This window comes from Novosphingobium sp. ST904 (assembly GCF_001298105.1).
GTDB lineage: Bacteria > Pseudomonadota > Alphaproteobacteria > Sphingomonadales > Sphingomonadaceae > Novosphingobium.
In genome coordinates this window covers 1-21,171 of the sequence record NZ_LGJH01000115.1, presented here as the reverse complement: position 1 = coordinate 21,171, position 21,171 = coordinate 1, and the positions used below count along the sequence as shown (strand labels likewise).

The following is a 21,171-nucleotide window of genomic DNA, read 5'->3' as shown; positions in this document are numbered from 1 at the left end:
ACATGAAAAAGTCGATCCTCATCCTGCTTGCCGGAACCACGCTGCTGGCCGGGTGCAACCTCGCCCCGAAGTACGAGCGGCCGGCCGGCGCGGTGCCGGTGGCGCTACCCCAGGGCGGCGTCTACCCGGCCGCACCCACCGATGCGCAGGACGTCTCGCGCATCGGCTGGCGGGACTTCTTCCTCGACGACCGCCTGCGGCAGGTCATCGAGACGGGCATCGCCAACAACCGCGACTTGCGCATCGCCGCCGCCAACGTCCAGCAAGCGCGCGCGCAGTACCGCGTCCAGCGCGCCGACCGGCTGCCCACCGTCAACGCCACCGGCACCGCGACGTACACCAATAACCTCGCGAGCATGGGCGGCGGCGCCGGCTCGAGTAGTTCCGACATCGAGGTCTACCAGGCGACCGTGGGCCTTTCGGCTTTCGAGCTGGACCTGTTCGGCCGCGTGCGCAACTTGTCGCGCGCCGCGCAGGAGCAGTACTTCGCCAGCGAGGAGGCGCAGCGTTCCGCGCGCATCAGTCTCATCGCCGAGATCGCCAATGCCTGGCTGACGATGGCCTCGGACTCCGAGCAGCTGCGCCTCTCACGCGAGACGGCGAAGGCTTTCGAGGAAACCCTGCGCCTGACGCGCGAGCAATTCCGCGTCGGCGTCGGCTCGGAACTGGAAGTGCGCCAGGCCGAGACCAGCTACCAGGGCGCGGTCAACGACATCGCCGCGCTGGAGACGAGCGTGGCGCGCGACCAGAACGCGCTCAACCTGCTGGTCGGCACCACGGTCCCGGCCGAACAGCTGCCCAACGCCTTCGGCAAGGAGCCGACGACGCGCGACGCGCTGCCCGGCGACGTATCGTCCGAAGTGCTTCTGCGCCGTCCGGACGTGCTGCAGGCCGAGCACCTGCTCATCGCCGAGAACGCCAACATCGGCGCGGCGCGCGCGGCGTTCTTCCCCACGATCTCTTTGACGGGCACGCTCGGCACCCTGAGCACCGCGCTGTCGGGCCTGTTCAAGGACGGCAGCTATACCTACACCGGCTCGCCCGGCGCCTCGCTGCCGCTGTTCGACTTCGGCCGCCGTTCGGGCAATCTCGAATATGCCAGGGCTTCGCAGAAGGTGGCCGTCGCGACTTACGAAAAAGCCGTGCAGACCGCCTTTCGCGAAGTCTCCGACGCGCTTGCCCAGCGCGGCCGCATCGGCGACCAGATCCGCGCCCAGACCACCCGCGCCGAGGCAGCCGGCGTCGCCGCCAGGCTGTCCGACGCGCGGTTCCGTTCGGGGGTGGATTCGTTCCTCGTCACCCTCGACGCCCAGCGCACCGCCTATGGCGCCGAGCAGGCGCTGGTCACCACCCGGCTGACCCAGGCGAGCAACCTGGTGGAACTATACCGCTCACTCGGCGGCGGACTGGCGGACGAGCCTCTGCATGGGGAGGCAAGGAACGGAGAGATCGACACGAGCGGTGCGCCTTGACGCGCAGCTGACCAACTGGGAGTGCAGTCCGGTGAAGGAACAGCAAGTATCGACGAGTGAAATCAACACACGTCGCCATCGGCGCGAACTTCCCAAAGCCGCCCCCAGATCCAAGGATCGGACATTTCGTCGAAGCCGGCTGATCGATGCCGCCCGAGGCCTCTTCCACGAGAAGGGCTTTGCCGCTACCACCATCGACGACATCATAGAGCGCATCGGTGGCTCCCGAGGCACTCTCTATATCTACTTCGGCAGCAAGCTCGAACTGTTCGAAACCATCGTCAGAGAGGAAGCCGATCGCTTCTCGAAAACCCTCGACGATGCATTTGCGATGGGTGCCGATGACATGGCACTCGAGGAGGCGACGCAAAAGCTTCTCGATCTGGCCCAAAGCGAAGATGCAATCGGCCTATTGCGTATGGTCATCGCCGAGCGGCAAAAGTACCCCCAGATAGGCAACATCTATCAAATGGTCGTATCGCGGGTCAAGGAAGCGGCGCGTCGGATCGTCCGACCGCATCTGCGCTGTGTCACCGGGGAAGCACAGGATTTTCTCGCCGAGATGTTTTTTGCGATCGTCGTCGCCGACACGCAAATGGCCTTCCTTACCGGCACGGCCGATGATCAGCTTGCGCAAGAGCGTGGGAGATGGATCACCCGACACCTTGCGACACTAACGAACCTCTCGGGGGAACCGAACTGCTCCCGCGCAAAAACGGGCCTTTTCAGCCCCTCCAAGACAGCTCCCTCAGTTTGAAATGGACTCGCATGGCGATCGACGATCGCACTCGTTGTCTGCGATGGTTCTGGAAACCATCGTCAGGATGGCTCCCGCAAATTTGCACTTGTAAAACCGTTTTCGCAGGTGCAGCATTCTTATGCCTTTTAGGCATCCTCTCCCAACTCTAGCCGGCGTGACGTCGGCCTCTTTTTGAGAAGGGTCAACATCGCCTAGCACTACTTTGGCAGTTTTGTATTTTTGCGATTCCCAAAAGGCAAAAACCCTGATTCATGGAGAGCCAGCTATCGAAAGGGCTGGTGATGGATACGGAATGGAAAGAGGATCTGGAGGGCTGGCTTGAGCCGTTTCTCATCGCTCTTGGGCACAAGACGCGCCGTCGGATGTGCCCCGCCTACATAGCAGGTCTGATAGGCCCAGGAGACCGTAAGAGCGTTCAGCCGATGGCATCGCGAGCGAGCGAGATCGGCTATGATCAGCTTCATCATTTTGTCGCTGCGGGGGTTTGGGACAGCGCTCCTCTCGAGAAAGTGCTGGTGCAAGAAGCAGATCGGCTGGTGGGCGATGCAGCGGGATTTCTCGTCATCGATGACACCGCCTTGCCGAAGAAGGGAACCCATTCCGTCGGGGTAGCTCCGCAATATGCTTCATCGCTGGGAAAGACCGCCAACTGTCAGTCCCTAGTCTCGGTGACGCTGGCTTCCCGGGAAGTGCCGGTCATGGTGGGGCTACGCCTTTTTCTGCCTGACAGCTGGACAAGCGATGTTGATAAGATGACGCGCGCGCAGGTTCCCAAAGAGTGTCAGATCGCCCGGACAAAACCAGAGATTGCGATGGAGGAGATCGATCGCGTCATCGCTACAGGTGCCCGCTTCGGCTGCGCGTTGGCCGATGCTGGTTATGGATCCAGCGGGTCCTTTCGCCAGGCATTGACTGACCGCGGCCTGCTCTGGGCAGTGGGCTTGTCGCGGCGTCAGAATGTATATCCGTCTGACGTGGCGCTGATATTTCCGGTCGCTAGCATGGGGAACAAGCGCAAGTACCACATCCCTGATCAACAGCCGGTCTCAGCCGAGACCATGTTGGCTAAGGAAAAATGGAAAAAGGTTAGCTGGCGACGCGGTACTAAGGGAAGACTGACATGCTTGTTCGCCGCTCGTCGTGTAAGGGTTGCTGATGGACATCGCCATCGCATGCTCGATAACCGCGTCCAGGCCATGCCAGGCGATGAGGTCTGGCTTGTTGGAGAGCGCCGTTTGACCGGTGAGCAAAAATACTACGTCTCAAATTTACCTGCCGACGCCACCCTCAAAATGCTCGCCGCGACGATCAAGGCGAGATGGATCTGCGAGCAAGCACATCAGCAGCTCAAGGAAGAACTGGGCCTCGATCATTTCGAAGGCCGCTCCTGGGTTGGATTACATCGACATGCATTGATGACAATGATCGCATACGCTTTCCTTCAAGCCCGCCGTCTCAAAGCAGCGGGGCGGAAAAAAAAGAGTCGGGGGGCCGCCGCCACAACCGAGCATGCCAGCTATCCGACAGGCGATCTTGAACATCTTCATAAGGCCTCCGCCACTTCGGTGCCCCCATTGTGAAAAGCTCCTCGTAGACAGGCCTGAACAAAAACTGCCAAAGTAGTGCTAGTCACCTGAATCTGAAGTTCGGCTCATTGTTTTTTGGCAGAATCGTTTGACGGCGGCGAGGATTTCGTCGGCGGATTTGACCCATTTGTAGGGCTTGGGGTTTTCGTTGTGCGCCGCGATGAATGCGGTGATGTCGGTCTCAAGTTCAGCGGTTGATCGGTGGACACCGCGCTGCAACTGCTTGCGGGTCAGTTCTGCAAACCATCGTTCGACCTGATTGATCCAGGACGCCGAAGTCGGTGTGAAGTGAGCATGCCAATGCGGGCGGCGTGCGAGCCAGGCCTTGATCTTTGGCGTCTTGTGGGTCGCATAGTTGTCCATCACGAGGTGGACGTCTGGCCCCTTGGGGATCGCGGCGTCGATCCGCTTGAGGAAGTCGAGGAACTCGGTTGCCCGATGGCGCTTGTAGCATTTCCCGATCACGGCGCCGGTGGCAATGTCGAGCGCGGCGAACAGGGATGTCGTGCCATTGCGGACGTAGGTATGGGTGCGCCGCTCAGGAACCCCCGGCGCCATGGGCAAGACCGGCTGCTCGCGATCCAGCGCCTGGATTTGCGATTTTTCATCCACGCACAGCACGATCGCCCGGTTCGGCGGCGACATGTAGAGCCCGACTATGTCCTGCACCTTGTCGACAAATAGCGGATCGGTGGACAGCTTGAATGTCTCGGACCGGTGCGGCTGCAGGCCGAACGCGCCCCAGATCCGGCGGATGGTGGTGTGTGACAGCCCGGACTTGGCGGCCATGGAACGGATCGACCAATGCGTGGCGTCCTTGGGGGTCGTGTTCAGCGTACGCTCGATCACCTGAGCTACTTGCGTGTCAGATACTGTTCGTGGCCGACCCGCACGATATTCGTCAGTCAGTCCTTCAATGCCAGCCTGCACGAACCGGCGGCGCCATTTGCCAACCGTGTGCTCGTGAACGCCCAGGCGTTCGGCGACTTCCTTGCTCTGCAGCCCTTCTGCACAAAGCAGGACCATCCGGCATCGATCAGAGAGTGAACGCGGCGCTTTGTGGCGGCGGACCTGAGCTTCGAGAAAACGCCGGTCATCTCCGCTCAAGACAACCAAATCCGCCCGTCTGCCCGCCATCACATTAACCTCCGTCTGATCTACAAGGGCTTATACAATGAAGCTTACTTCAGTTCCAGGTGACTAGATCAACACCCGTTCCACCTCATCGAGCGTCACGTCATCGGGCCTCCGATCGTAGAGCTGGGTCGTGCGCGTGGAGCTATGGTTCGCCATCGTCGCGGCCGTCTCCAGCGTGCCGCCGTTCTTCAGGTAAGTGGTAATCCCGGTCGCGCGGAACGAATGGTTGCCGATCGCCGTGCCGATCTCGGCCGCCACCGCGCGTCGGCGCACCATCGCGAACGCATTGGCCTGGGGCAGGGGAGTGTCGCTTAGCCGCTTGGTCCCGCGCGCGATCGTGCGGAACAACGGCCCCTTGGCTTGCGCGCGCAGCTCACACCCGTCGATATAGGCGGTCAGATAGTCCTCAAGATTATGGTGGCAGGGCATTTCGTGCTGCTTGCCGCCCTTTTCGTGCAGCCGCACCCAGAGACGGCGGTTCTGCATGAAAACGTCCTCGACACGCATGGAGAGCGCCGCGCCGATCCGCGCGAACGAATAGACCATCAGCCCGATTAGCGCGCGGTCGCGCAGACCCGCCGGCCCACCCACGTCGATCGTATCAAGCAGCCGCCGCGCCTCGTCGGGGGCCAGCACCGGCGTCTTGCCGCGCCGCTGACTATGCGCCGGCCCGCGCACCGATGCGGCGGGGTTCACCGGCATGACCTGGCCTATCACCAGCCAGTCGAACAGCCGACGCACGCCGGCGAGCTGCTGCTTGACGCTGGGCGCGCTCATCTCGCCTCCCAGCGCCTCGATCCACGCGCCGACGTGGAGCGGCTGCACGGCCCCAAGGGACGTGACCCCGCGCGCCGCTACCCAGGTCAGGAAGTCGCCAGCCGCGCGCGCATAGGCGCGGCGCGTATGCGCGTTGCGGATGGTGACGGCGAAAAACTCCAGGAACCGCAACCGCGCGCGGTCGTCGGCCGACGCGATCAGCGCCGGCAAGGCCAGCGTGGGCGAGGGAAGGGGGGCGAGCTGAGCCATTACCCCTCTCTCCGCCAGCGTGCGGGCGCGGCGCGCGGTTCGACGCGACGGCGCGCCATCTCCGCTTGCACCTGTTCATGGGGAGTGCCCGGCCTCGGATCATCGACCGCCGCCTGCAACAACCGGCGCAGCAACGCGTCGCGCAGATCACGATGCGGCTCCAGATCGCGGAAGTTGCCGACGATCGCGAACACCGCCTCCGAAGGATCGGCGAACATGCCGCGCTCGATCGGTTCCAACAGCCAGTCGGCCAGCGCCGGGGGCAGATAGGCCTCAAACCGCAACCCGCCCGCGCGGGCCTGCTCCCGCAAGCTCTCGGCCTGGGCGCGGGACACGGGATTGTCATACGGGTAATCATCCTCGTCGTGCATGTCGGGGACACCGCCGATCTGGGTCATGGCCGGCCCCGGACATGGGCGGCGGGATCGATGATCGTGATGGCGTCGCGCGAGCCGTTGGCGACGGCATCGGCGATCCCGAAGATCTCGACGCGACCGCCTTCGTTGTAGATGCGTCCCGCCACCGTGCCATGGATGATTGCGCGCGCGCCGGTCTCGATCGTCAGGTTGCCCGTAATTGTGCCGTGGAGGATGAAACGGATGCCCCGATGCAGCGTCGCATCGCCAGCGACCATGCCATAGAGGGCGATATTCTCCTCGATGGCGAAGGGGCCTTCGATCTTGTCGTGCACCGCGCGCATTATGCCGCCGCCTCTATGTCCGTCAGGGCAAAATCATTGCCCTTGAACAACAGCGGCTCGTCGGTCGCCTTGGCCAGCGCATAGGAAAAGCAGTCGCCAAAGTTCAGGCCCGCTTTGTGGCGGCCCTTGCCGAAATCGAGAAACGCCTGTCGCGCCAGTTCGCCATGATCGAGCGTCACCGGTTCGATCGTGATGCCGGCGCGGCGAAAGAAGGCTTCGGTCTGGCGCATCCCTTCGGGACCGAGCTGGCGTTCGATGACCATCGACAGCTCGACATAGCTGGCGACGCTGATGCGGCAGGCATCGGCATCATGGATGGCTTGTGCGAAGGTCGCCGCTTCGGGTTCGCGATAGAGGATCGCGACCAGGGCCGAGGTGTCGAGGATCATTTCGGCAGGCCATTATCGTCATAAAACAGTTCGGCATGATCGACATAGGGGCGCTTCACATGCGTGGCGGCGCGATCGGCGATCGTTAGCAGTTCCGCGACGCTCGCCTTGCTTTTCTGACGCTCGATCCTGGCGAAGCGCTCGCGCAGCGCCTCCGTCACCACGCGGGTCATGCTCTGGCCGGTCGCTTGGGCGATGGCCTGCGCAAGCCGATGGGCTTCAGGGTCTTTAACATTGAGGCTCATGGTCCGCCTTTCTAGAAAATTAGCCACCTTTCTACCATGCAGCGCGCCTAAGGGGAAGAGTGTATGATAAAGGACATTATCACACATTCAGGGGACCATGATCGCCATGCCCGAGACGGCCTCGACACCGCCGCAGCGCCGCCCTGTCATCCGGACCGTAAGCTTCGATGAGGCCGGCGCGGCGATCGGCCGCTTGCTGCCGATCGCGCTGCCGCCCACGCGCGCGGCCGAGACCGGCGCGTCGGCCAAGGTCGCGGATTTTCTGTTGGCCTGGTGGAATGGCGACGAGTGCGGGCATTTCCCGATCCTGCATCTTTGCAACGTCGATGCCGTCATTGCCGAGGATATGCTGACGGTCATGGCCTATCTGGCGCAGGAGTCGACCACCTATGCCGATGCCTGGGGTTACCGCGACGCGATGCACGACCTTTGGGTGCGCTATCGCGGCGACCCCGCCGAGAGCGTTTAAACGTCTCCGAAGATCCACCGTAAAAAGGGATGCCGGCATGATCGAAAATGACGACGAGGCTTTTGCCGACAACTGCGCCGAGCGCGACCAGGCCAAGGCGCTGCGCGAGCAGGCGCGCGGGGGCGGGCTGCGTTTCGAGGTGTATCTACCCGGCGACATGGCCGATTGGCTGTTGGCGCAGGTCGAGCGGGGCCATTTCGTTGATCCGTCCGAGGCGGTGTTCGCGATCGTCCAGAACTTCATCGAGATGGAGCCGCACCGCGATTTGCGCGACGAGCTGTTGCGCCGGATATTGGACGAGTCGGTTGGACGCGGGCTTGAGGACGTGAAGGCGGGCCGCGTTCGTCCCGCCGATGAGGTGTTTGACGAATTGCGCCGGGAGCTGGCGAAGCCCCGCCGCGAGCCGGCCCGCTGGCAGAAGATCGCACGATGAACCAGCTCGCCCTCCTACCCTCGCCCGCGCTGGCGTTGCCGGCCTTGATCGCGGCGGCCGACGACGCCACGCGGCTGCGCTTCCTTGAGTTCTTCGCCGTCACCATCCGCAATCCGCATACGCGCCGTGCCTATGCGCGCGCGGCGGGCGACTTCCTGGCCTGGTGCGAGGCGCGCGGCGTTGCCTCTCTCGCTGGCGTGCAACCGCTCCACGTCGCGGCCTGGGTCGAGGCGCTGGGGCGCGAGCTGGCCGCGCCCAGCGTCAAGCAGCAGCTCGCCGGCGTGCGCCACCTGTTCGACTGGCTGGTAACGGGCCATATCGTGCCGGTGAATCCTGCCGGATCGGTGCGCGGGCCGGCGCATAGCCAGCGGCGCGGCAAGACGCCGGTGCTCGCCCCCGACGAGGCGCGGCGGCTGCTCGATACCATCGACGTGACGACGCCGGCGGGCCTGCGCGACCGCGCCCTGATTGGATTGATGGTCTATTCATTCGCACGGATCGGCGCGGCGCTCGCGATGCGGGTGGAGGACGTGTTCGTGCAGAATCGCAGGCTTTGGGTGCGCCTGCACGAGAAGGGCGGCAAGCGCCATGAAATGCCCTGCCACCACAACCTTGAGCATTATCTCGCTGAATATCTCGACGGGTGCGAGTTGCGCGAAGACCGCAAAGGGCCGCTGTTCCGCACGATCGCGCGCGGCACTAAGCGCCTCAGCGATACCCCCCTGCCCCAAGCCAATGCGTTCGCGATGGTGCGCCGGCGCGCGGGCGCGGCCGAGATCGGGACGGCGATCGGCAACCATTCGTTCCGCGCGACCGGGATCACCACCTATCTGAAAAACGGCGGCACGTTGGAGACGGCCGCGACGATGGCAAACCACAGCTCGACGCGCACCACCCAGCTTTACGACCGGAGACCCGATGACGTGACGCTGGACGAGGTGGAGCGGGTGTTGATCTAGGCGGCGATCGCCGGCGCACACGCCCAGCGGTCGCCATCCCAATGAAACCCTAGCCGCTGCGCGTTGCTGATCGCGGGCGGCTCGCCCTTGCGCCAGAAGGCGCGCATCTTGGCGCGCTCGTCCAGATCGGCGTCGGCGACGATCGCGCGCGCGGCCTGGATGAACTGCCCATGTCCGAACACATAGACGAGCGAAGCGGGCGGCATGGCCGCGAGGCGGGCCAGCGCCGCCTCGCAGCGCCCGAGCAAGGCGCGGAAACTCTCCGCCCCTTCCCCGTCGCAATAGTCCGGATCGGCCGCGCTCCAATAGCGTTCGAGGTGCGGCATCCGTTCGGCGCTGCGCGTGCCGTTCCAGCGCGCCGGTTGCAGATAGGTAAATTCTTCGATCGGCCACACTTCGACCGGCACGCCAGGAAAGCGCGCTATCGTCGGCGCGGCCGTCTGCCGGGTGCGGGTATAGGGCGACGTGACGATGAGCGCGGGCGCTTGCGTCCAGCTCGCCGCGACCTGGCGCGCTTGTTCGTGGCCGCGCTCCGTCAGCTCGATCGCCGCGAGATCATGGCACGGCACGCCGGCGTTGCCGGTGGATTCGCCGTGGCGGATGAAGATCGCCCGCATGTGCGTCATCTATCCGAATACCTCGCTATGCGAGCCAAGGCGCGCGAGGCGCAGCGTTTCGTCGTCGGGCTTGGCGTAGATCAGCACCAGATCGGGCTTGACGTGGCAATCGCGGTAGCCCGCCCAATCGCCGCTCAGATCATGGTCGCGGTATTTGGGATCAAGCGGCGTGTCGGTCGCGAGCGCGGCCAGGACAGGCAGAAGATCGGCATCGAGGGTCGCTCGATGCCGGCCCTTTGATTCCCGCTTGTAGTCGCGCTTGAACCGGGTCGAACGATCAATCGTCCGCACGGAGGTCCGCCATCAGCGCATCGACGCTGGCGAACTTGGTCCCCTTCCCCGCCGCCAGCTCTGCCATTGCCTCGCGTGTCGCGGCGTTCGGAACCTTGACCTCGAAAGGCAAGCGCCGTTCGTCGGCGATACGCAGCATCAACAGTCGGATAGCGTCGGAGATCGAAAGGCCCATCGCGCCCAGCGCGGCGGTGGCGCGTTCCTTCGTCGTATTGTCGATCCTGGCGCGGACATAGGTGTCGGAAACAGCCATTGGGATTTCCTTCTGAAAACGTAGTCCCAACGTAGTCACAAAATCTGATTTTGGCAATGGGTGCGGTGATTATGCGCCTGCCGCTGACGCGGCATCGTGGCTCTAGTCGCTCACGCTCCCCAAGCCCGCAAGCGGTCTTGGCCCAAGGTGACGATCCACATGGCGGAAGCGAGATCGCTGCGCGGATCTCGCGCAGCAATGCCGGCGTGCGCCGGCGCCGATCCTGTTTGAAGGGGGAAAGGCGGTCCCGGCCGCCTCTCCCCCGCAACGGGATAGACGGGCCGTGCCTCGCTACGCTGCGCCCGCTCCACCCCGTCCTCTCCCGCCTCGCCCCGCCGCGCTTCTTGGGCGTCCGTGTTCCGGCCGATGGCATGGCCATCGCCGGACAGGCGATTTGAAGGGAGTAAAGACGATGACCCACGAAACCCGCGAAAGCTGGCTCAATGCCGTGGCGCAGGGCATGGCTCCGCTGTTCGAGGCGCTGGACGCCCCCCTGCCCGACCGCGTGCGCGTGGCGATCGGCTTCACCAGTAGAGGCGCGAAGGGCAAGGCGATCGGTGAGTGCTGGGACAACCGGCTCAGCGCGGACGGGCATTTTGAAATCTTCATCCGCCCGGACCTAGCGCATGCGCCTGACGCCATGCCCGCGCAGATCGCCGCCATCCTCGCCCACGAGCTGGTCCATGCCGCTGTCGGCATCCCGGCAGGGCATGGGAAGGCGTTTAAACGGGTCGCGCTTGGGCTGGGCCTTGTCGGGCCGATGCGCGCCACCACTCCCGGCGACGCCTTACTTGCGGCCATCGCACCGATCCTTGAGGCCGCTGGCTCCCTCCCCCATGCCCATCTCGACACCGGCGGGGAGTCGACCGCGCCCAAGAAGCAGAAAACCCGGATGCTGAAATGCGAGTGCGCGACGTGCGGCTATACTGTGAGGACCGCGCGCAAGTGGCTGGAATTGGCCGGAGCGCCGCTTTGCCCGATTGAAGGGCACGGGATCATGCAGCATGAGCCGCTGGACGCCGACGATGACGAGGGTGGTTAAGCGTCCTCCCCCTGCCCCTTTCATTCAGGCACGGCTTGCACTATGCCCACATGCAAACATGCGGTCATGTAAGGATATTCACATGCCAACAATCGCCATTATCAGCCAGAAGGGTGGTGCGGGGAAAACCACCCTCGCCCTGCATCTGGCCGCCGCCGCCGAGGATGCTGGCCATACCGCGCTGGTGATCGACCTCGACCCGCAGGCGACAGCGAGCCAGTGGGCGGCGTGGCGCAAGGATGCGCCCCCGGTCGTGATCGACAGCGCCCCCCCTCGCCTTGCCGCCAAGATCGAGCAGGCGAGGGCGCAAGGCGCAGCGTTCATCGTGATCGACACCCCGCCCCATGCCGACAGCGCCGCCAGCGCCGCCGTCGAGGCGCCGACCTGGTGCTGATCCCATGTCGGCCGAGCGCGTTCGACCTGGCCGCGATCAAGACGACCGCCAGCCTTGTGAAGATGCGCGGCAAGCCCGCTTTCGTGATCTTCACGGCGGGAAGCCCGACCGCGCCGCGCATGTATGAGGAAGCGACGCAGCTTGTGCAGGATTATGGGCTGGACGCCTGCCCGCACCGTGTTGCGGATCGTGCCGCGTTCCGTCACGCGGCGGCCGAGGGGAAAACCGCGATGGAGATCGAGCCGGACGGCAAGGCGGCAGACGAGGTGCGCCAGCTTTACAAGTGGACATGCGAGCATGTAAACATGCAAGCATCAACGAAGCGGAGGGCCAGCGCATGAGCCGGAAGGGATCATTGCTTGCATTGCGGGATCGCGATCCCGCACCAACGCCGGCGTCGACCGAGCCGGAGGGAAGGGCGGCCGCGCTGACCGCCCGCAGCACTGGCGTAGGCACCGGCAGCAGTTCGAGCAGCAGCCCGGTTGCGCCGAGCCGTCAGGGCAAGAAGGCGATGACGGGCTATTTCAGCCCGGAAATGTCGTTCGCCATGCACATGACCGCCCGCAAGCACGGCATGAGCTTGCAGGACGCGATGGCCGAGGCGTTCAACGACTGGCTCCGAAAGATGGGGGAAAGTCCTGTAGGCAAGTGAGCATGTTCACATGCAAACATATAGCTTAGGGGAAAACTCATGCCGTGCTAATCGTGTCCGCCATCTTCGCACTGGTGATGATCGGATTGTCCATCCGGGCAAACGCCCGTTTCCGGCAGGAAAGGAACTGCCGATGCAATAGCGGCTTTCACGATCAGAGCCGCTTTCCAATTTGGTGAATTGGTCCGCACCTCGCGTTCTAGCTCTCAGCTTCACGCCCTTCCTTGCGATCTGTGTGCTGGGGCTGTTCAATGTTGCAGCGATGACCCTAACGCCGAGGCCGGGGCAGGAGGGGATGCTGTTACCGTCCCTGATCTTTATTGGAGGCGCGTTCGTGGCGGCCCATGTTTTCCACCTTTGGTTGATCGGAAGGAGCCTGGGCCGAAGTTAAACTCAATGTCGTCATGTTCACATGCAAACATGGCAGTTAACGCCACGACACTGTCCTATTGCCGCCACGATTTTCGGCGAAGCAATCACGCCATGGTAGTTATTAGGCACGCGATCTTTCCTCGTGACACAGCTTCGGTGCTGGGCATCTGGCGTGAGTTCATCGCTAATTCGCCGGTCAATCTCGACTATCAGAATAATGACGCTGAGTTTGCAAACTTGCCTGGGAAGTATGCGGCGCCCAAAGGATGCGTGCTGCTTGCGGACCGGGAGGGGGAAATCGAAGGCTGCGTAGCGATGCGCCAAGTCACACACGAGATATGCGAGATGAAAAGACTATATGTTCGTCCCGAGGCTCAGGGACGGCATCTTGGTCGCGCGCTCGCTGAACGTCTGATTGAGGAAGCTCGCACTGTGGGCTACAGCGAAATGAGGCTCGATGTGCAAGCGAAGTTCGTCCCCGCGCGCAAGCTGTATGAGACTCTTGGTTTCGTCGCGGCGGAGCCGATTTCATTCAACCCGGTTCCCGGCGCATCCTTTCTTGGACTTCACCTGTAGTCGAGTCCGTAGCTATCGACCAGAAAGTGATAAAGCCGGATCAGTCGATATGTTTGCATGTGGGCATGCACGTTTGCCCGCATGAGGGATCAGCGCATCGGCTTGCGTTCATGCCGCTTCTTGCAGAAGCCGATGAACGCCCCGGCGGGGCTTTTGAGTTCGGGCTTGCCCATATCGTGCCACCACGACACCCATTCGTCGTAGAGCGCGTAGATGTCATATCCCGGCGCGGCGGTTTTGGCATCGTGCATGGTTTCAGGGTCGATATAGGGTGCATCGCTGGCGATGCTGACGGGCTTTGTCTTGAGGCCTGAGCGATTGCGAAACAGGATCACGTCATCGTCCATTGTCACCGCATAGTCCGGGAAATGGCTGTGGTCCGCGTCATGCTCGCAGACCTTCTTGACCAAGGCCCGGAACACCCGGAGCGGGCTGCTGGAGCCGCATTTCTTCTGTAGCAGCTCCAGCCCGATCTTCCATTCGTCCTTCACCCCGCAATGCTTGCGCGCCAGTTCATACATGCGCCGCTCGAACGGCTTGCGGAGCCGGAAATAGTCCCGATGGAGGGTCAGGACGTTCTTGCTGATGACGGAGCGATAAACCCATTCCGACAGGGTGATTTCCAGATCGAGCATCCGGCCATCGAACGTCTTGCGGGTGATCCTGGCTTCCTCGATCAAGCCGAAAATCCGCGTTTCCTCGACGCCGCCGGTCTGAATGTTAGTCCGCACGGTGGTTCCGCGCAGGCGGGTAAGGGCGTCGGCCATCAGTCGATAGCCTTCGCCGCTGGTCTGCCGGTTGGTGGCGACCAGCATGTCATAGGCTTGCAGGCGGACGGTGCGGCTAGGGGATTCGCCCCGGTTCAATTTTGCGACGAGCTGCGAAATGCAGTAGATCAATATGTCTTTGTCGTGGATCGTTGCGAGGCCCTTGCCCGAAGGGATGATCTCGATGACGTTGCCGTTATGCTCGTAGCGCCGCATCCGGTTGTCGGGCTTGGTCGAGAGCGAGAAAACCGGATGCTCCATCGAGGCCATGTCATCTTTGGGGATGGCATCGAGCACGTCGCAAATAAACAGGTCCTGGTTGGGATGTCGCACCGGCAGCAGCGGCGTGCGATCGTCGCCTTCCACGGCCACGGCTGGCACGGCGTCAAACAGGGAAGGGGCGGGGTCTATCGTCATTTCAATGACAGAGGGCTACTATCGTCATTTCACTAACGCAAGCGATTATCGTCATTTCAGATTCACCAGCGTGCTATCGTCATTTCGATTACGCTTGGAGCGGGGGTCGCCTATCGTCAGAGTGGATTCGCCTTATCGTCACTCTGGATTCGCTTTTTCGTCAGAGCGGATTCACCTTGAGGCAAAAATGCACCTTTTAACTTAATATTCTCAATGTGTTATGGGGATGCCCAAAAGCCGTAACACATCTCTAAACTCATATATTAACACTAGACGGCCCTGTGGATAACTTTTGAACCGCTACGCTTCGGGCACCATCGGAAAGAAGAAAAGCGCCGCCTCTTGGAGCTTCGCCCCGCCGGCTCGCGGCCTTCGGCCGCCCCGGATCGCTACGCGATCCTCCCACCCGGCATCCCCACATTGAGCCGGCTTCGCCGGCACGCTTTTGTTGATTTGGGGTATGACGTGACCATCACCCCCTATAGCCAGCACATCACCAAGCCCAACCATCGAGAATGGCTTTCCAGAAAAGCCAGGCGGATATGTGGGCGTTCGGATCGAGAGGGCAGGCGGGTCGGAAAGGTCCCTGAGGGACGATTTCCGACCCGCCCAGCCTCATTCCGGGCGTAGGCCAGGGTTTCGGCGTCGGAATCACCTATGGCGCTCTACGGGCTTCCCAGAGTCGGCCGATTTTCCGGCGCGAGATCCTCGCACCGTTTAAATGGCATCACGCCTTGTCGAAGCGGCCCGCGAACTCGCGATCGGCATAGTATTTGAGCTTGGCGGCGACGATCGGGCGTTGCCCCGCGAGGAACAGGAGCTGGTAATCCTCGCGCAGCGTGCGGACTTCATCCGGCGTGAGCAGCGGGCGAGCGACATGCTGCGATCCGAACGATATGCCGGTTTCCTCCGCATCGATGGCGCGGCTCATGGTCTCGAACACGACCGTCTCCTGGCCGAGCAGATCGGAGACGAGCTTGGCGCTGTCGTGATCGTTGACCCCGAATATCTGCAAGACGCCGGCATTGGACAGGAAGGTGCCGGCGCGGCGCTCGTAGAGCGCGCGGAGCTGGTGAACGTCCTGCAAGATCGGCCAGAGCTGGATGCCATAACCGGCCATCAGCCCCATAGCGCGCTCGACAGGTTCGAGACGGCCCAGCGCGGCAAATTCATCGAGCAGAAACAGGACGGGGCGGGCAGGGGATGCTGGCGCGCGCGCCAGATCGGTCAACCCTTGCGCCAGCATCAGGCGCAGCCACCGGGCATAGGTGGCAAGCCGATCGGGCGGCAGCACCAGATAGACGGTTGTGGGCTGCGCCTTCACATCGGCAAAGGTGAAATCCGAGCGGCCCAGCACGGCCGACATGCGCGGGGAATCGAGAAAATGGGTATGGCGCTGCGCGGCCGACAGCACGCCGGCCGCTTCGCGGTCGGACTTGCCCAGGTGGCGGTTGGCGGCACGCGCGATCAGGCCCCGCGCCTGCGTGCTGCGCGACATTTCTCGCAGCATCCTTTGGAAATTATCAGGCGCGAAGGTGAGGCAGTCGCGCAGGGCTTCCAGCGTGCGGTCGCTGCCCTGCGATTCCGGGGCGCAGGCCACCCACAGGAGGATGCCGGCGATCAGCGCCTTGGCTTCCTCGTTCCAATGCGCCTCGCCGGCTTCGCCGGGAGCGTCATAGACCAGCGCGTCGGCCAGCGTCATCGCGTCGTCGGCGAGATCGAGGCCGGCAAGGTCGAGGCGATCGAGCGGGTTGAACGCGGCTGAGGGGATGCCCGTCACCCCGAAGGGATCAAGGACATGGACCGGGCCGAACTTCGCGCGATGGCGGGCGGTGATGCGGGCATTCTCGCCCTTGGGGTCGATGCAGATGACCGAACCGGGATAGTCGAGCAGATTGGGAATGATGGTCCCCACGCCCTTGCCGGTGCGCGTCGGCGCGATCGTCAGCAGATGGGCGGGACCGGCGTAGCGCAGCAGCTTGCCCGATTTGCGATCACGGCCGATCAGCAGGCCTTCGCCATTTTGGGCGAGTGGGCGCGTCTCGCGATCGGTGGCGAAGCGGGCCGAACCGTGGGTGTCATCGCCGGCAGGACCGCCATAGCGCAGGATCAGCGGTTGGAAGAGGGCGCGCAGCGTGACGAGGATGATGACCAGGCCCGTCAGCATCATCACGATTTGGTAGATGTTGGAATCGCGGGGCAGGCCGAGCAGCTTGCCGAGAATCAGCGGCACGCCGAGGCCCAGCACCAAGCCGGCGATGAGGAACAGGACCACCACGCCGAACAGGTGGCGGATCAGCGCGACCGGACTGGTGACGAGGGCCGTAATCGCCCATATCGGCTGTTCGCGCGCGATACGGGCGAGATTGCGGAGCGCACGGCCGAGCTGGCGGAACCACTCCATAGCCGCTTACCCGTCCGCCCGGATCGTCGCCGGCGAGATCGCCAGCGCCGGGTCGGCGTCGGGATGATCGAGCAGCTTGAGAACGATCGCGGTGGCGAGGGGAGGGGGGACAGATTCTGCGCGCAGCATGTCGAACAGGGCGTGTTCGTCGGCGTCGAGGTCCATGCCTTCGATCGCGAGATTGGCGCGGGCTTCGGCATCGCCTTCGCGCCATAGAGCTATTTCGGCGGGGGTGCCGCGCACATAATCGAGCGCGCGGACCTGGGCGCGGATCGCTCGACATCGAGCCTGTTCATGGTGCGTCACTCCCTTTCGCTTCCGCGTCGAACGCGCGTTTGCCGCGCCGCTTCCACAGCGCCAGGATGTTGTCGGCATCCTCGCCCTGGGCGCGCGCGGCGAGATCGAGCATCGCGCCGTAGAGAGTCGCGCGATCATCATCGGTCAGATTGACGAGGCCGGCTTTCTGGACGAGGCCGCCCAGCTCGATCAGGTGGCGCGTGCGTTCGCGGCGGGCCACGACCCATCCTCTCGTATCGGCGCGGCGCGCGGCGGCTTCAACCCTGCGCCTCGCCTGTGCCAGTTTGGTTTCCGCCTTGTGCATTGCTGCTAGTGCGTCGCCCAGCTTTGCGCCCGCGTCCTTGAAAGAAGGCTGCGCCATCGGAGCGCCACGCCTCCCGGTTTCCCTCAACCTGCGCTTCGGCGACGATGTGGAGCAGCGCCCCGGTCAGCACATCGGCGTCGAGCGCATCGGCCCCGGTGGAGGTGACGAGTTCGCCGAGCTGCTGGACCTTCTTCGCCTTAAGCGTGCGGGCCTTGTCGCCGAGCGCCCGCAGTTCGGCATCATAGTCGCGGACCTTGCGCATGTTCTCTCCCTCGCGGCCGTGAACAGAAGCGGCAGATTAGCATGATCATATATGGAGGAAACGGCTCCGATTCAGAAATGCGATGAAGTCAATCACAGGAACGGCAGAGAGTGTGAGTGCGCGCTTATACGTCGTTGCCGACGTACGCTCAGGAAGGCAGTATAGCGGCCGTCATGGCAATCTACCATTTCTCCGCCAAAGTTGTGAGCCGCGCTAACGGATCGAGCGCCGTTGCGAGCGCCGCCTATCGTTCCGCGTCCGAGCTGCACGACGATCGGTTGAACCGTGATCATGACTTCTCAAACAAGGCAGGCGTCATCCACTCCGAGGTAATGTTGCCCGAAGGCGCACCGGAGCGTTTAAACGACCGCACGACCTTGTGGAACGAGGTGGAGGCAGGGGAGAAGCGCAAGGATGCGCAACTTGCCCGCGAGGTAGAGTTCTCGATTCCGCGCGAGATGAACGAGAAGCAGGGCGTCGCGCTCTCGCGTGATTTCGTGAAGAAGCAGTTTGTCGATCGCGGCATGGTCGCGGACCTCAACGTGCATTGGGATAAGGCGAAGGACGGCACGCCCAAGCCGCACGCCCATGTGATGATGACGATGCGCGACGTAGGGCCAGAGGGGTTCGGGAGGAAGAACCGCGACTGGAACTCGACCGAGCTGTTGAAGGACTGGCGCGAGGCGTGGAGCGCACACGTCAACGAGCGCATGGCCGAGCTGGGGCTTGAGGGTCGGATCGACCATCGCTCCTATGAGGCGCAGGGGATCGAACTGGAGCCGCAGCACAAGATCGGCCCGGCAGCATCGCGGCGACCGGAGCAGGGACTTGAGGCTGAGCGGATCGAGGATCACACGCGCATCGCCCGCGAGAACGGCGAGAAGATCATCGCCGATCCCAATGTCGCACTGGACGCGATCACGCGGCAGCAAGCCACGTTCACCGTCCGCGACCTTGCGACGTTCGCGTTCCGGCATAGCGACGGCAAGGAGCAGTTCGACCAGGTGATGGGAGCAGTTCGGGGATCGCCCGAGCTGGTCGCATTGGGGAAGGACGGACGCGACCAGGAGCGGTTCACGTCCCGCGACATGATCGCGGTGGAGAACCGGCTTGAGCGTGCCGGCGACGAGCTGGCGGGCCGGGGCGATCACGGCGTCGCCGAGGCTACCCGGGACGCGGCGATCGGCGCGGCCAGTGCCAAGGGCCTTGTCCTGTCTGGCGAGCAGCGCGACGCCTTCGATCATGTGACCGGCGACGCGGGGCTGGCGTCCGTCGTCGGCTATGCCGGCAGCGGCAAATCGGCGATGCTTGGCGTCGCGCGTGAGGCGTGGGAGCGGGAGGGCTACACGGTTCGCGGCGCGGCGCTGTCGGGCATCGCGGCCGAGAACCTTGAGGGCGGGTCGGGCATTCAGTCGCGGACGATCGCGAGCCTTGAACACGCATGGGGGCAGGGGCGCGAGCAGCTAGGCCCGCGTGACGTGCTGGTGGTGGACGAGGCCGGCATGATCGGCTCCCGCCAGATGGAGCGCGTGCTTAGCCAGGCGCGTGACGCCGGGGCCAAGGTCGTGATGGTGGGCGATCCCGAGCAGTTGCAGGCGATCGAAGCCGGCGCGGCGTTCCGCAGCGTCACCGAGCGCCACGGCGCGGCCGAGATCACCGAGATACGCCGGCAGCGCGAGGACTGGCAGCGCGACGCGACGCGCGCGCTGGCGACCGGGCGCACCGGCGAGGCGATCCATGCCTATGACGGCAAGGGCTTGGTCCATGCGGCCGACACCCGCGAGCGGGCGCGGGGCGAGCTGGTCGACGGTTGGGATCGCGCGCGGCAGGCCGAGCCAGGCAAGAGCCGGATCATCCTCACCCACACCAACGCCGAGGTGCAGAGCCTCAATGGCGAGGCGCGTGACCGGCTGCGCGCGAGCGGCGACCTTGGCGACGACGTGACGGTGAAGGCCGAGCGCGGCGAACGCCAGTTCGCGACCGGCGACCGCATCATGTTCCTGCGCAACGAGCGCGGCATGGGGGTCAAGAACGGTACGCTGGCGACGATCGAGCGGGTATCGCCCGAGGGCATGGCGGTGCGCCTCGATGACGGGCGCGGGGTCGCATTCGACACCAGGGACTATGCCCATGTCGATCATGGCTATGCGGCGACGTTTCACAAATCGCAGGGCGTGACGGTCGATCGCGCGCATATCCTCGCCACCCCCGGCATGGACCGCCACAGCGCTTATGTCGGTATGTCGCGGCACCGCAACGACTTGCAGCTCCATTACGGCCGTGACGACTTTACCGATCAGCGCCAGCTTGTCCGCGCCCTGTCGCGCGACCGCGGCAAGGACATGGCGGGCGATTACGCCAAGCCCGAGCAGGATGAGGCGCGGCATTCGCCGATCGGCGCGAGATCCGGTTCCCGGAACTCGCGCGCCAGGTAGTCGAGAAGGTCCGCGACAAGGCGCGGGCGATGTTCGACGGGTTCGGCCGAAACCGGCAGCGGAGCGGGCGACGTCGCCAGAGCATGTCGTGGCCGATCGGTCTCTGACACCTTCGCAGGCCCGCGCGATCGAACGGTATGGGCGCGCCGCAGCCGATATAGGCCGGATGCGGGACAAGGGGTTGCCGGTGCTGGCGCACCAGGAACAGGCGCTGGCAAAGGCCGGCGACGCGCTCGACCAGATGCGGCCGCATGGCGCACGCGACCTTGCCAGCGCGATTGGGCGTGACCCCCGGCTCGCGCGCGATGCGGCCGAGGGCAACACGGGCGGCGCGGCCAAGGCGATGGAGGCGGAGCGCCAGGTCCGCATCGACCCGGAGAAGCGCGCGACCCGGTTTGTGGAGCAGTGGCAGGGCATGAAGGAGGCGCGGGCCAGCATGGAGCGTGCCGGCGATCATGCGGGCGCGCAGAAGCTGGGCAAGCGCATGGAGGGCATCGCGGGCGGATTGCACCGCGACCCGCAACTCGAGTCCGTGTTGCGCCGTCGCGCGCCCGAGCTGGAACTGAAAATGGAGCGCGGCCGGTCGATCGCAAACGAGCTGGCGCAGTCGGTCACGATTAGCCGCGACCGCGATCATGGCATGAGCCGGTAGGTGATGATGGACGACGATATTCAGGAAGGCGGCGATCCGGCGGAGGCATTCGACCGGTTGCGTGCGGTGATAGAAGGCCAGGACCGCGAGCTGGCGCTGCTACGCCGTGCCGTGGAAGGCTTGGCGGCCGAGCGGGCGCATATCGACATTCCCGACTATTCGGCCCAGTCGGCCCGAAGCTGCGATTTTGGCCATGTTGAAGAACAAAGATTGAACATGGCGATCTACCAGGCTCGCTCTTGTCCTCCAATCTCGTAAAC

Annotated in this window: 24 protein-coding genes and 2 pseudogenes; 12 read left to right on the top strand and 14 right to left on the bottom strand. The window is 63.9% G+C overall.

What is annotated here, in order from left to right:
- The first annotated feature begins 2 nt into the window (after positions 1-2).
- From ADT71_RS05030 to ADT71_RS05020, 3 genes are all read left to right on the top strand, one after another.
- Positions 3-1,472 carry an efflux transporter outer membrane subunit gene (locus ADT71_RS05030; RefSeq protein ID WP_017183071.1) on the top strand — a complete coding sequence of 490 codons (1,470 nt, stop codon included), beginning with the start codon at positions 3-5 and terminating at the stop codon, positions 1,470-1,472.
- A gap of 31 nt (positions 1,473-1,503) precedes the next feature.
- Positions 1,504-2,229: a TetR/AcrR family transcriptional regulator gene (locus tag ADT71_RS05025; protein ID WP_157704848.1), complete on the top strand. Its 726-nt coding sequence runs from the start codon at positions 1,504-1,506 to the stop codon at positions 2,227-2,229.
- Positions 2,230-2,483: 254 nt separating this feature from the next.
- Positions 2,484-3,812: an IS701 family transposase gene (locus tag ADT71_RS05020; protein WP_082370167.1), complete on the top strand. Its 1,329-nt coding sequence runs from the start codon at positions 2,484-2,486 to the stop codon at positions 3,810-3,812.
- 45 nt (positions 3,813-3,857) lie between these two features.
- Here the strand turns inward: ADT71_RS05020 and ADT71_RS05015 are convergent, their stop codons facing one another.
- From ADT71_RS05015 to ADT71_RS04990, 6 genes are all read right to left on the bottom strand, one after another.
- On the bottom strand, positions 3,858-4,955 hold the full coding sequence (locus tag ADT71_RS05015) for an IS630 family transposase (RefSeq protein WP_007683624.1): 1,098 nt from the start codon (positions 4,953-4,955) through the stop codon (positions 3,858-3,860).
- Between the two features lie 63 nt (positions 4,956-5,018).
- A complete protein-coding gene (locus ADT71_RS05010) occupies positions 5,019-5,981 on the bottom strand; it encodes a tyrosine-type recombinase/integrase (RefSeq protein ID WP_007682488.1) in 963 nt (320 codons plus the stop codon).
- The gene (locus ADT71_RS05005) at positions 5,981-6,379 is read right to left on the bottom strand and encodes a hypothetical protein (protein ID WP_007682491.1); all 399 of its coding nucleotides are present in this window, start codon (positions 6,377-6,379) and stop codon (positions 5,981-5,983) included. The genes ADT71_RS05010 and ADT71_RS05005 overlap by 1 nt, the downstream gene beginning before the upstream one ends.
- A complete protein-coding gene (locus ADT71_RS05000; protein ID WP_007682492.1) occupies positions 6,376-6,681 on the bottom strand; it encodes a hypothetical protein in 306 nt (101 codons plus the stop codon). The genes ADT71_RS05005 and ADT71_RS05000 overlap by 4 nt, the downstream gene beginning before the upstream one ends.
- Positions 6,681-7,070: a type II toxin-antitoxin system VapC family toxin gene (locus ADT71_RS04995; RefSeq protein ID WP_007682494.1), complete on the bottom strand. Its 390-nt coding sequence runs from the start codon at positions 7,068-7,070 to the stop codon at positions 6,681-6,683. The genes ADT71_RS05000 and ADT71_RS04995 overlap by 1 nt, the downstream gene beginning before the upstream one ends.
- Positions 7,067-7,315, bottom strand: coding sequence for a type II toxin-antitoxin system VapB family antitoxin (locus tag ADT71_RS04990; RefSeq protein WP_007682496.1), 249 nt, complete (start codon positions 7,313-7,315; stop codon positions 7,067-7,069). Before ADT71_RS04990 ends, ADT71_RS04995 begins: the two co-directional genes overlap by 4 nt.
- 97 nt (positions 7,316-7,412) lie before the next feature.
- On the opposite strand from ADT71_RS04990, the gene ADT71_RS04985 reads away from it, so the two are divergent.
- The 3 genes from ADT71_RS04985 to ADT71_RS04975 are packed head-to-tail and all read left to right on the top strand — an operon-like array spanning position 7,413 to position 9,176.
- Positions 7,413-7,784 carry a hypothetical protein gene (locus ADT71_RS04985; protein ID WP_225900037.1) on the top strand — a complete coding sequence of 124 codons (372 nt, stop codon included), beginning with the start codon at positions 7,413-7,415 and terminating at the stop codon, positions 7,782-7,784.
- Positions 7,785-7,821: 37 nt separating this feature from the next.
- On the top strand, positions 7,822-8,217 hold the full coding sequence (locus ADT71_RS04980; RefSeq protein WP_041380118.1) for a CopG family transcriptional regulator: 396 nt from the start codon (positions 7,822-7,824) through the stop codon (positions 8,215-8,217).
- Positions 8,214-9,176, top strand: coding sequence for a tyrosine-type recombinase/integrase (locus ADT71_RS04975; RefSeq protein ID WP_041380120.1), 963 nt, complete (start codon positions 8,214-8,216; stop codon positions 9,174-9,176). Before ADT71_RS04980 ends, ADT71_RS04975 begins: the two co-directional genes overlap by 4 nt.
- Here the strand turns inward: ADT71_RS04975 and ADT71_RS04970 are convergent.
- Genes ADT71_RS04970 through ADT71_RS04960 form a run of 3 tightly spaced genes read right to left on the bottom strand, consistent with a single transcriptional unit; the run spans position 9,173 to position 10,337 of the window.
- Positions 9,173-9,793 carry a histidine phosphatase family protein gene (locus ADT71_RS04970; RefSeq protein WP_019086510.1) on the bottom strand — a complete coding sequence of 207 codons (621 nt, stop codon included), beginning with the start codon at positions 9,791-9,793 and terminating at the stop codon, positions 9,173-9,175. The two genes, ADT71_RS04975 and ADT71_RS04970, sit on opposite strands and share 4 nt — an antisense overlap.
- 9 nt (positions 9,794-9,802) lie before the next feature.
- Positions 9,803-10,084 carry a type II toxin-antitoxin system YafQ family toxin gene (locus ADT71_RS04965; RefSeq protein WP_004212931.1) on the bottom strand — a complete coding sequence of 94 codons (282 nt, stop codon included), beginning with the start codon at positions 10,082-10,084 and terminating at the stop codon, positions 9,803-9,805.
- Entirely contained in the window at positions 10,071-10,337 is a 267-nt protein-coding gene (locus ADT71_RS04960; RefSeq protein ID WP_011950390.1) for a type II toxin-antitoxin system RelB/DinJ family antitoxin, read from the bottom strand. The genes ADT71_RS04965 and ADT71_RS04960 overlap by 14 nt, the downstream gene beginning before the upstream one ends.
- Before the next feature lie 412 nt (positions 10,338-10,749).
- Between ADT71_RS04960 and ADT71_RS04955 the strand changes: the two genes are divergently transcribed.
- From ADT71_RS04955 to ADT71_RS04940, 4 genes and pseudogenes are all read left to right on the top strand, one after another.
- Entirely contained in the window at positions 10,750-11,379 is a 630-nt protein-coding gene (locus ADT71_RS04955) for a transcription elongation protein SprT (protein ID WP_011950391.1), read from the top strand.
- An 82-nt stretch (positions 11,380-11,461) separates the two neighbouring features.
- Positions 11,462-12,114, top strand: a pseudogene (gene parA, locus ADT71_RS04950) (ParA family partition ATPase).
- Positions 12,111-12,425 carry a ribbon-helix-helix domain-containing protein gene (locus ADT71_RS04945; protein WP_011950393.1) on the top strand — a complete coding sequence of 105 codons (315 nt, stop codon included), beginning with the start codon at positions 12,111-12,113 and terminating at the stop codon, positions 12,423-12,425. Before parA ends, ADT71_RS04945 begins: the two are co-directional and overlap by 4 nt.
- A gap of 420 nt (positions 12,426-12,845) precedes the next feature.
- Positions 12,846-13,373, top strand: a complete 528-nt coding sequence (locus ADT71_RS04940; protein WP_197282921.1) for a GNAT family N-acetyltransferase — start codon at positions 12,846-12,848, stop codon at positions 13,371-13,373.
- Between the two features lie 89 nt (positions 13,374-13,462).
- Here the strand turns inward: ADT71_RS04940 and ADT71_RS04935 are convergent, their stop codons facing one another.
- From ADT71_RS04935 to ADT71_RS04910, 5 genes are all read right to left on the bottom strand, one after another.
- Entirely contained in the window at positions 13,463-14,557 is a 1,095-nt protein-coding gene (locus tag ADT71_RS04935; protein WP_054435614.1) for a replication initiator protein A, read from the bottom strand.
- A 727-nt stretch (positions 14,558-15,284) separates the two neighbouring features.
- Positions 15,285-16,961 (bottom strand): type IV secretory system conjugative DNA transfer family protein, encoded by a 1,677-nt coding sequence (locus ADT71_RS04925; RefSeq protein ID WP_054435610.1) that lies wholly within the window; start codon positions 16,959-16,961, stop codon positions 15,285-15,287.
- A gap of 6 nt (positions 16,962-16,967) precedes the next feature.
- Positions 16,968-17,267, bottom strand: a complete 300-nt coding sequence (locus ADT71_RS04920) for a hypothetical protein (protein ID WP_156336486.1) — start codon at positions 17,265-17,267, stop codon at positions 16,968-16,970.
- Positions 17,254-17,478: a conjugal transfer protein TraD gene (locus tag ADT71_RS04915; RefSeq protein ID WP_054435608.1), complete on the bottom strand. Its 225-nt coding sequence runs from the start codon at positions 17,476-17,478 to the stop codon at positions 17,254-17,256. Before ADT71_RS04915 ends, ADT71_RS04920 begins: the two co-directional genes overlap by 14 nt.
- 37 nt (positions 17,479-17,515) lie before the next feature.
- Positions 17,516-17,824: a conjugal transfer protein TraD gene (locus ADT71_RS04910; RefSeq protein WP_031309918.1), complete on the bottom strand. Its 309-nt coding sequence runs from the start codon at positions 17,822-17,824 to the stop codon at positions 17,516-17,518.
- 173 nt (positions 17,825-17,997) lie between these two features.
- Here ADT71_RS04910 and traA point away from each other — a divergent pair.
- Together traA and ADT71_RS04900 are read left to right on the top strand one after the other, a co-directional pair.
- A pseudogene (traA, locus tag ADT71_RS04905) lies at positions 17,998-20,911 on the top strand (Ti-type conjugative transfer relaxase TraA).
- A gap of 3 nt (positions 20,912-20,914) precedes the next feature.
- The gene (locus ADT71_RS04900) at positions 20,915-21,169 is read left to right on the top strand and encodes a hypothetical protein (protein ID WP_197282920.1); all 255 of its coding nucleotides are present in this window, start codon (positions 20,915-20,917) and stop codon (positions 21,167-21,169) included.
- Positions 21,170-21,171: the final 2 nt, after the last annotated feature.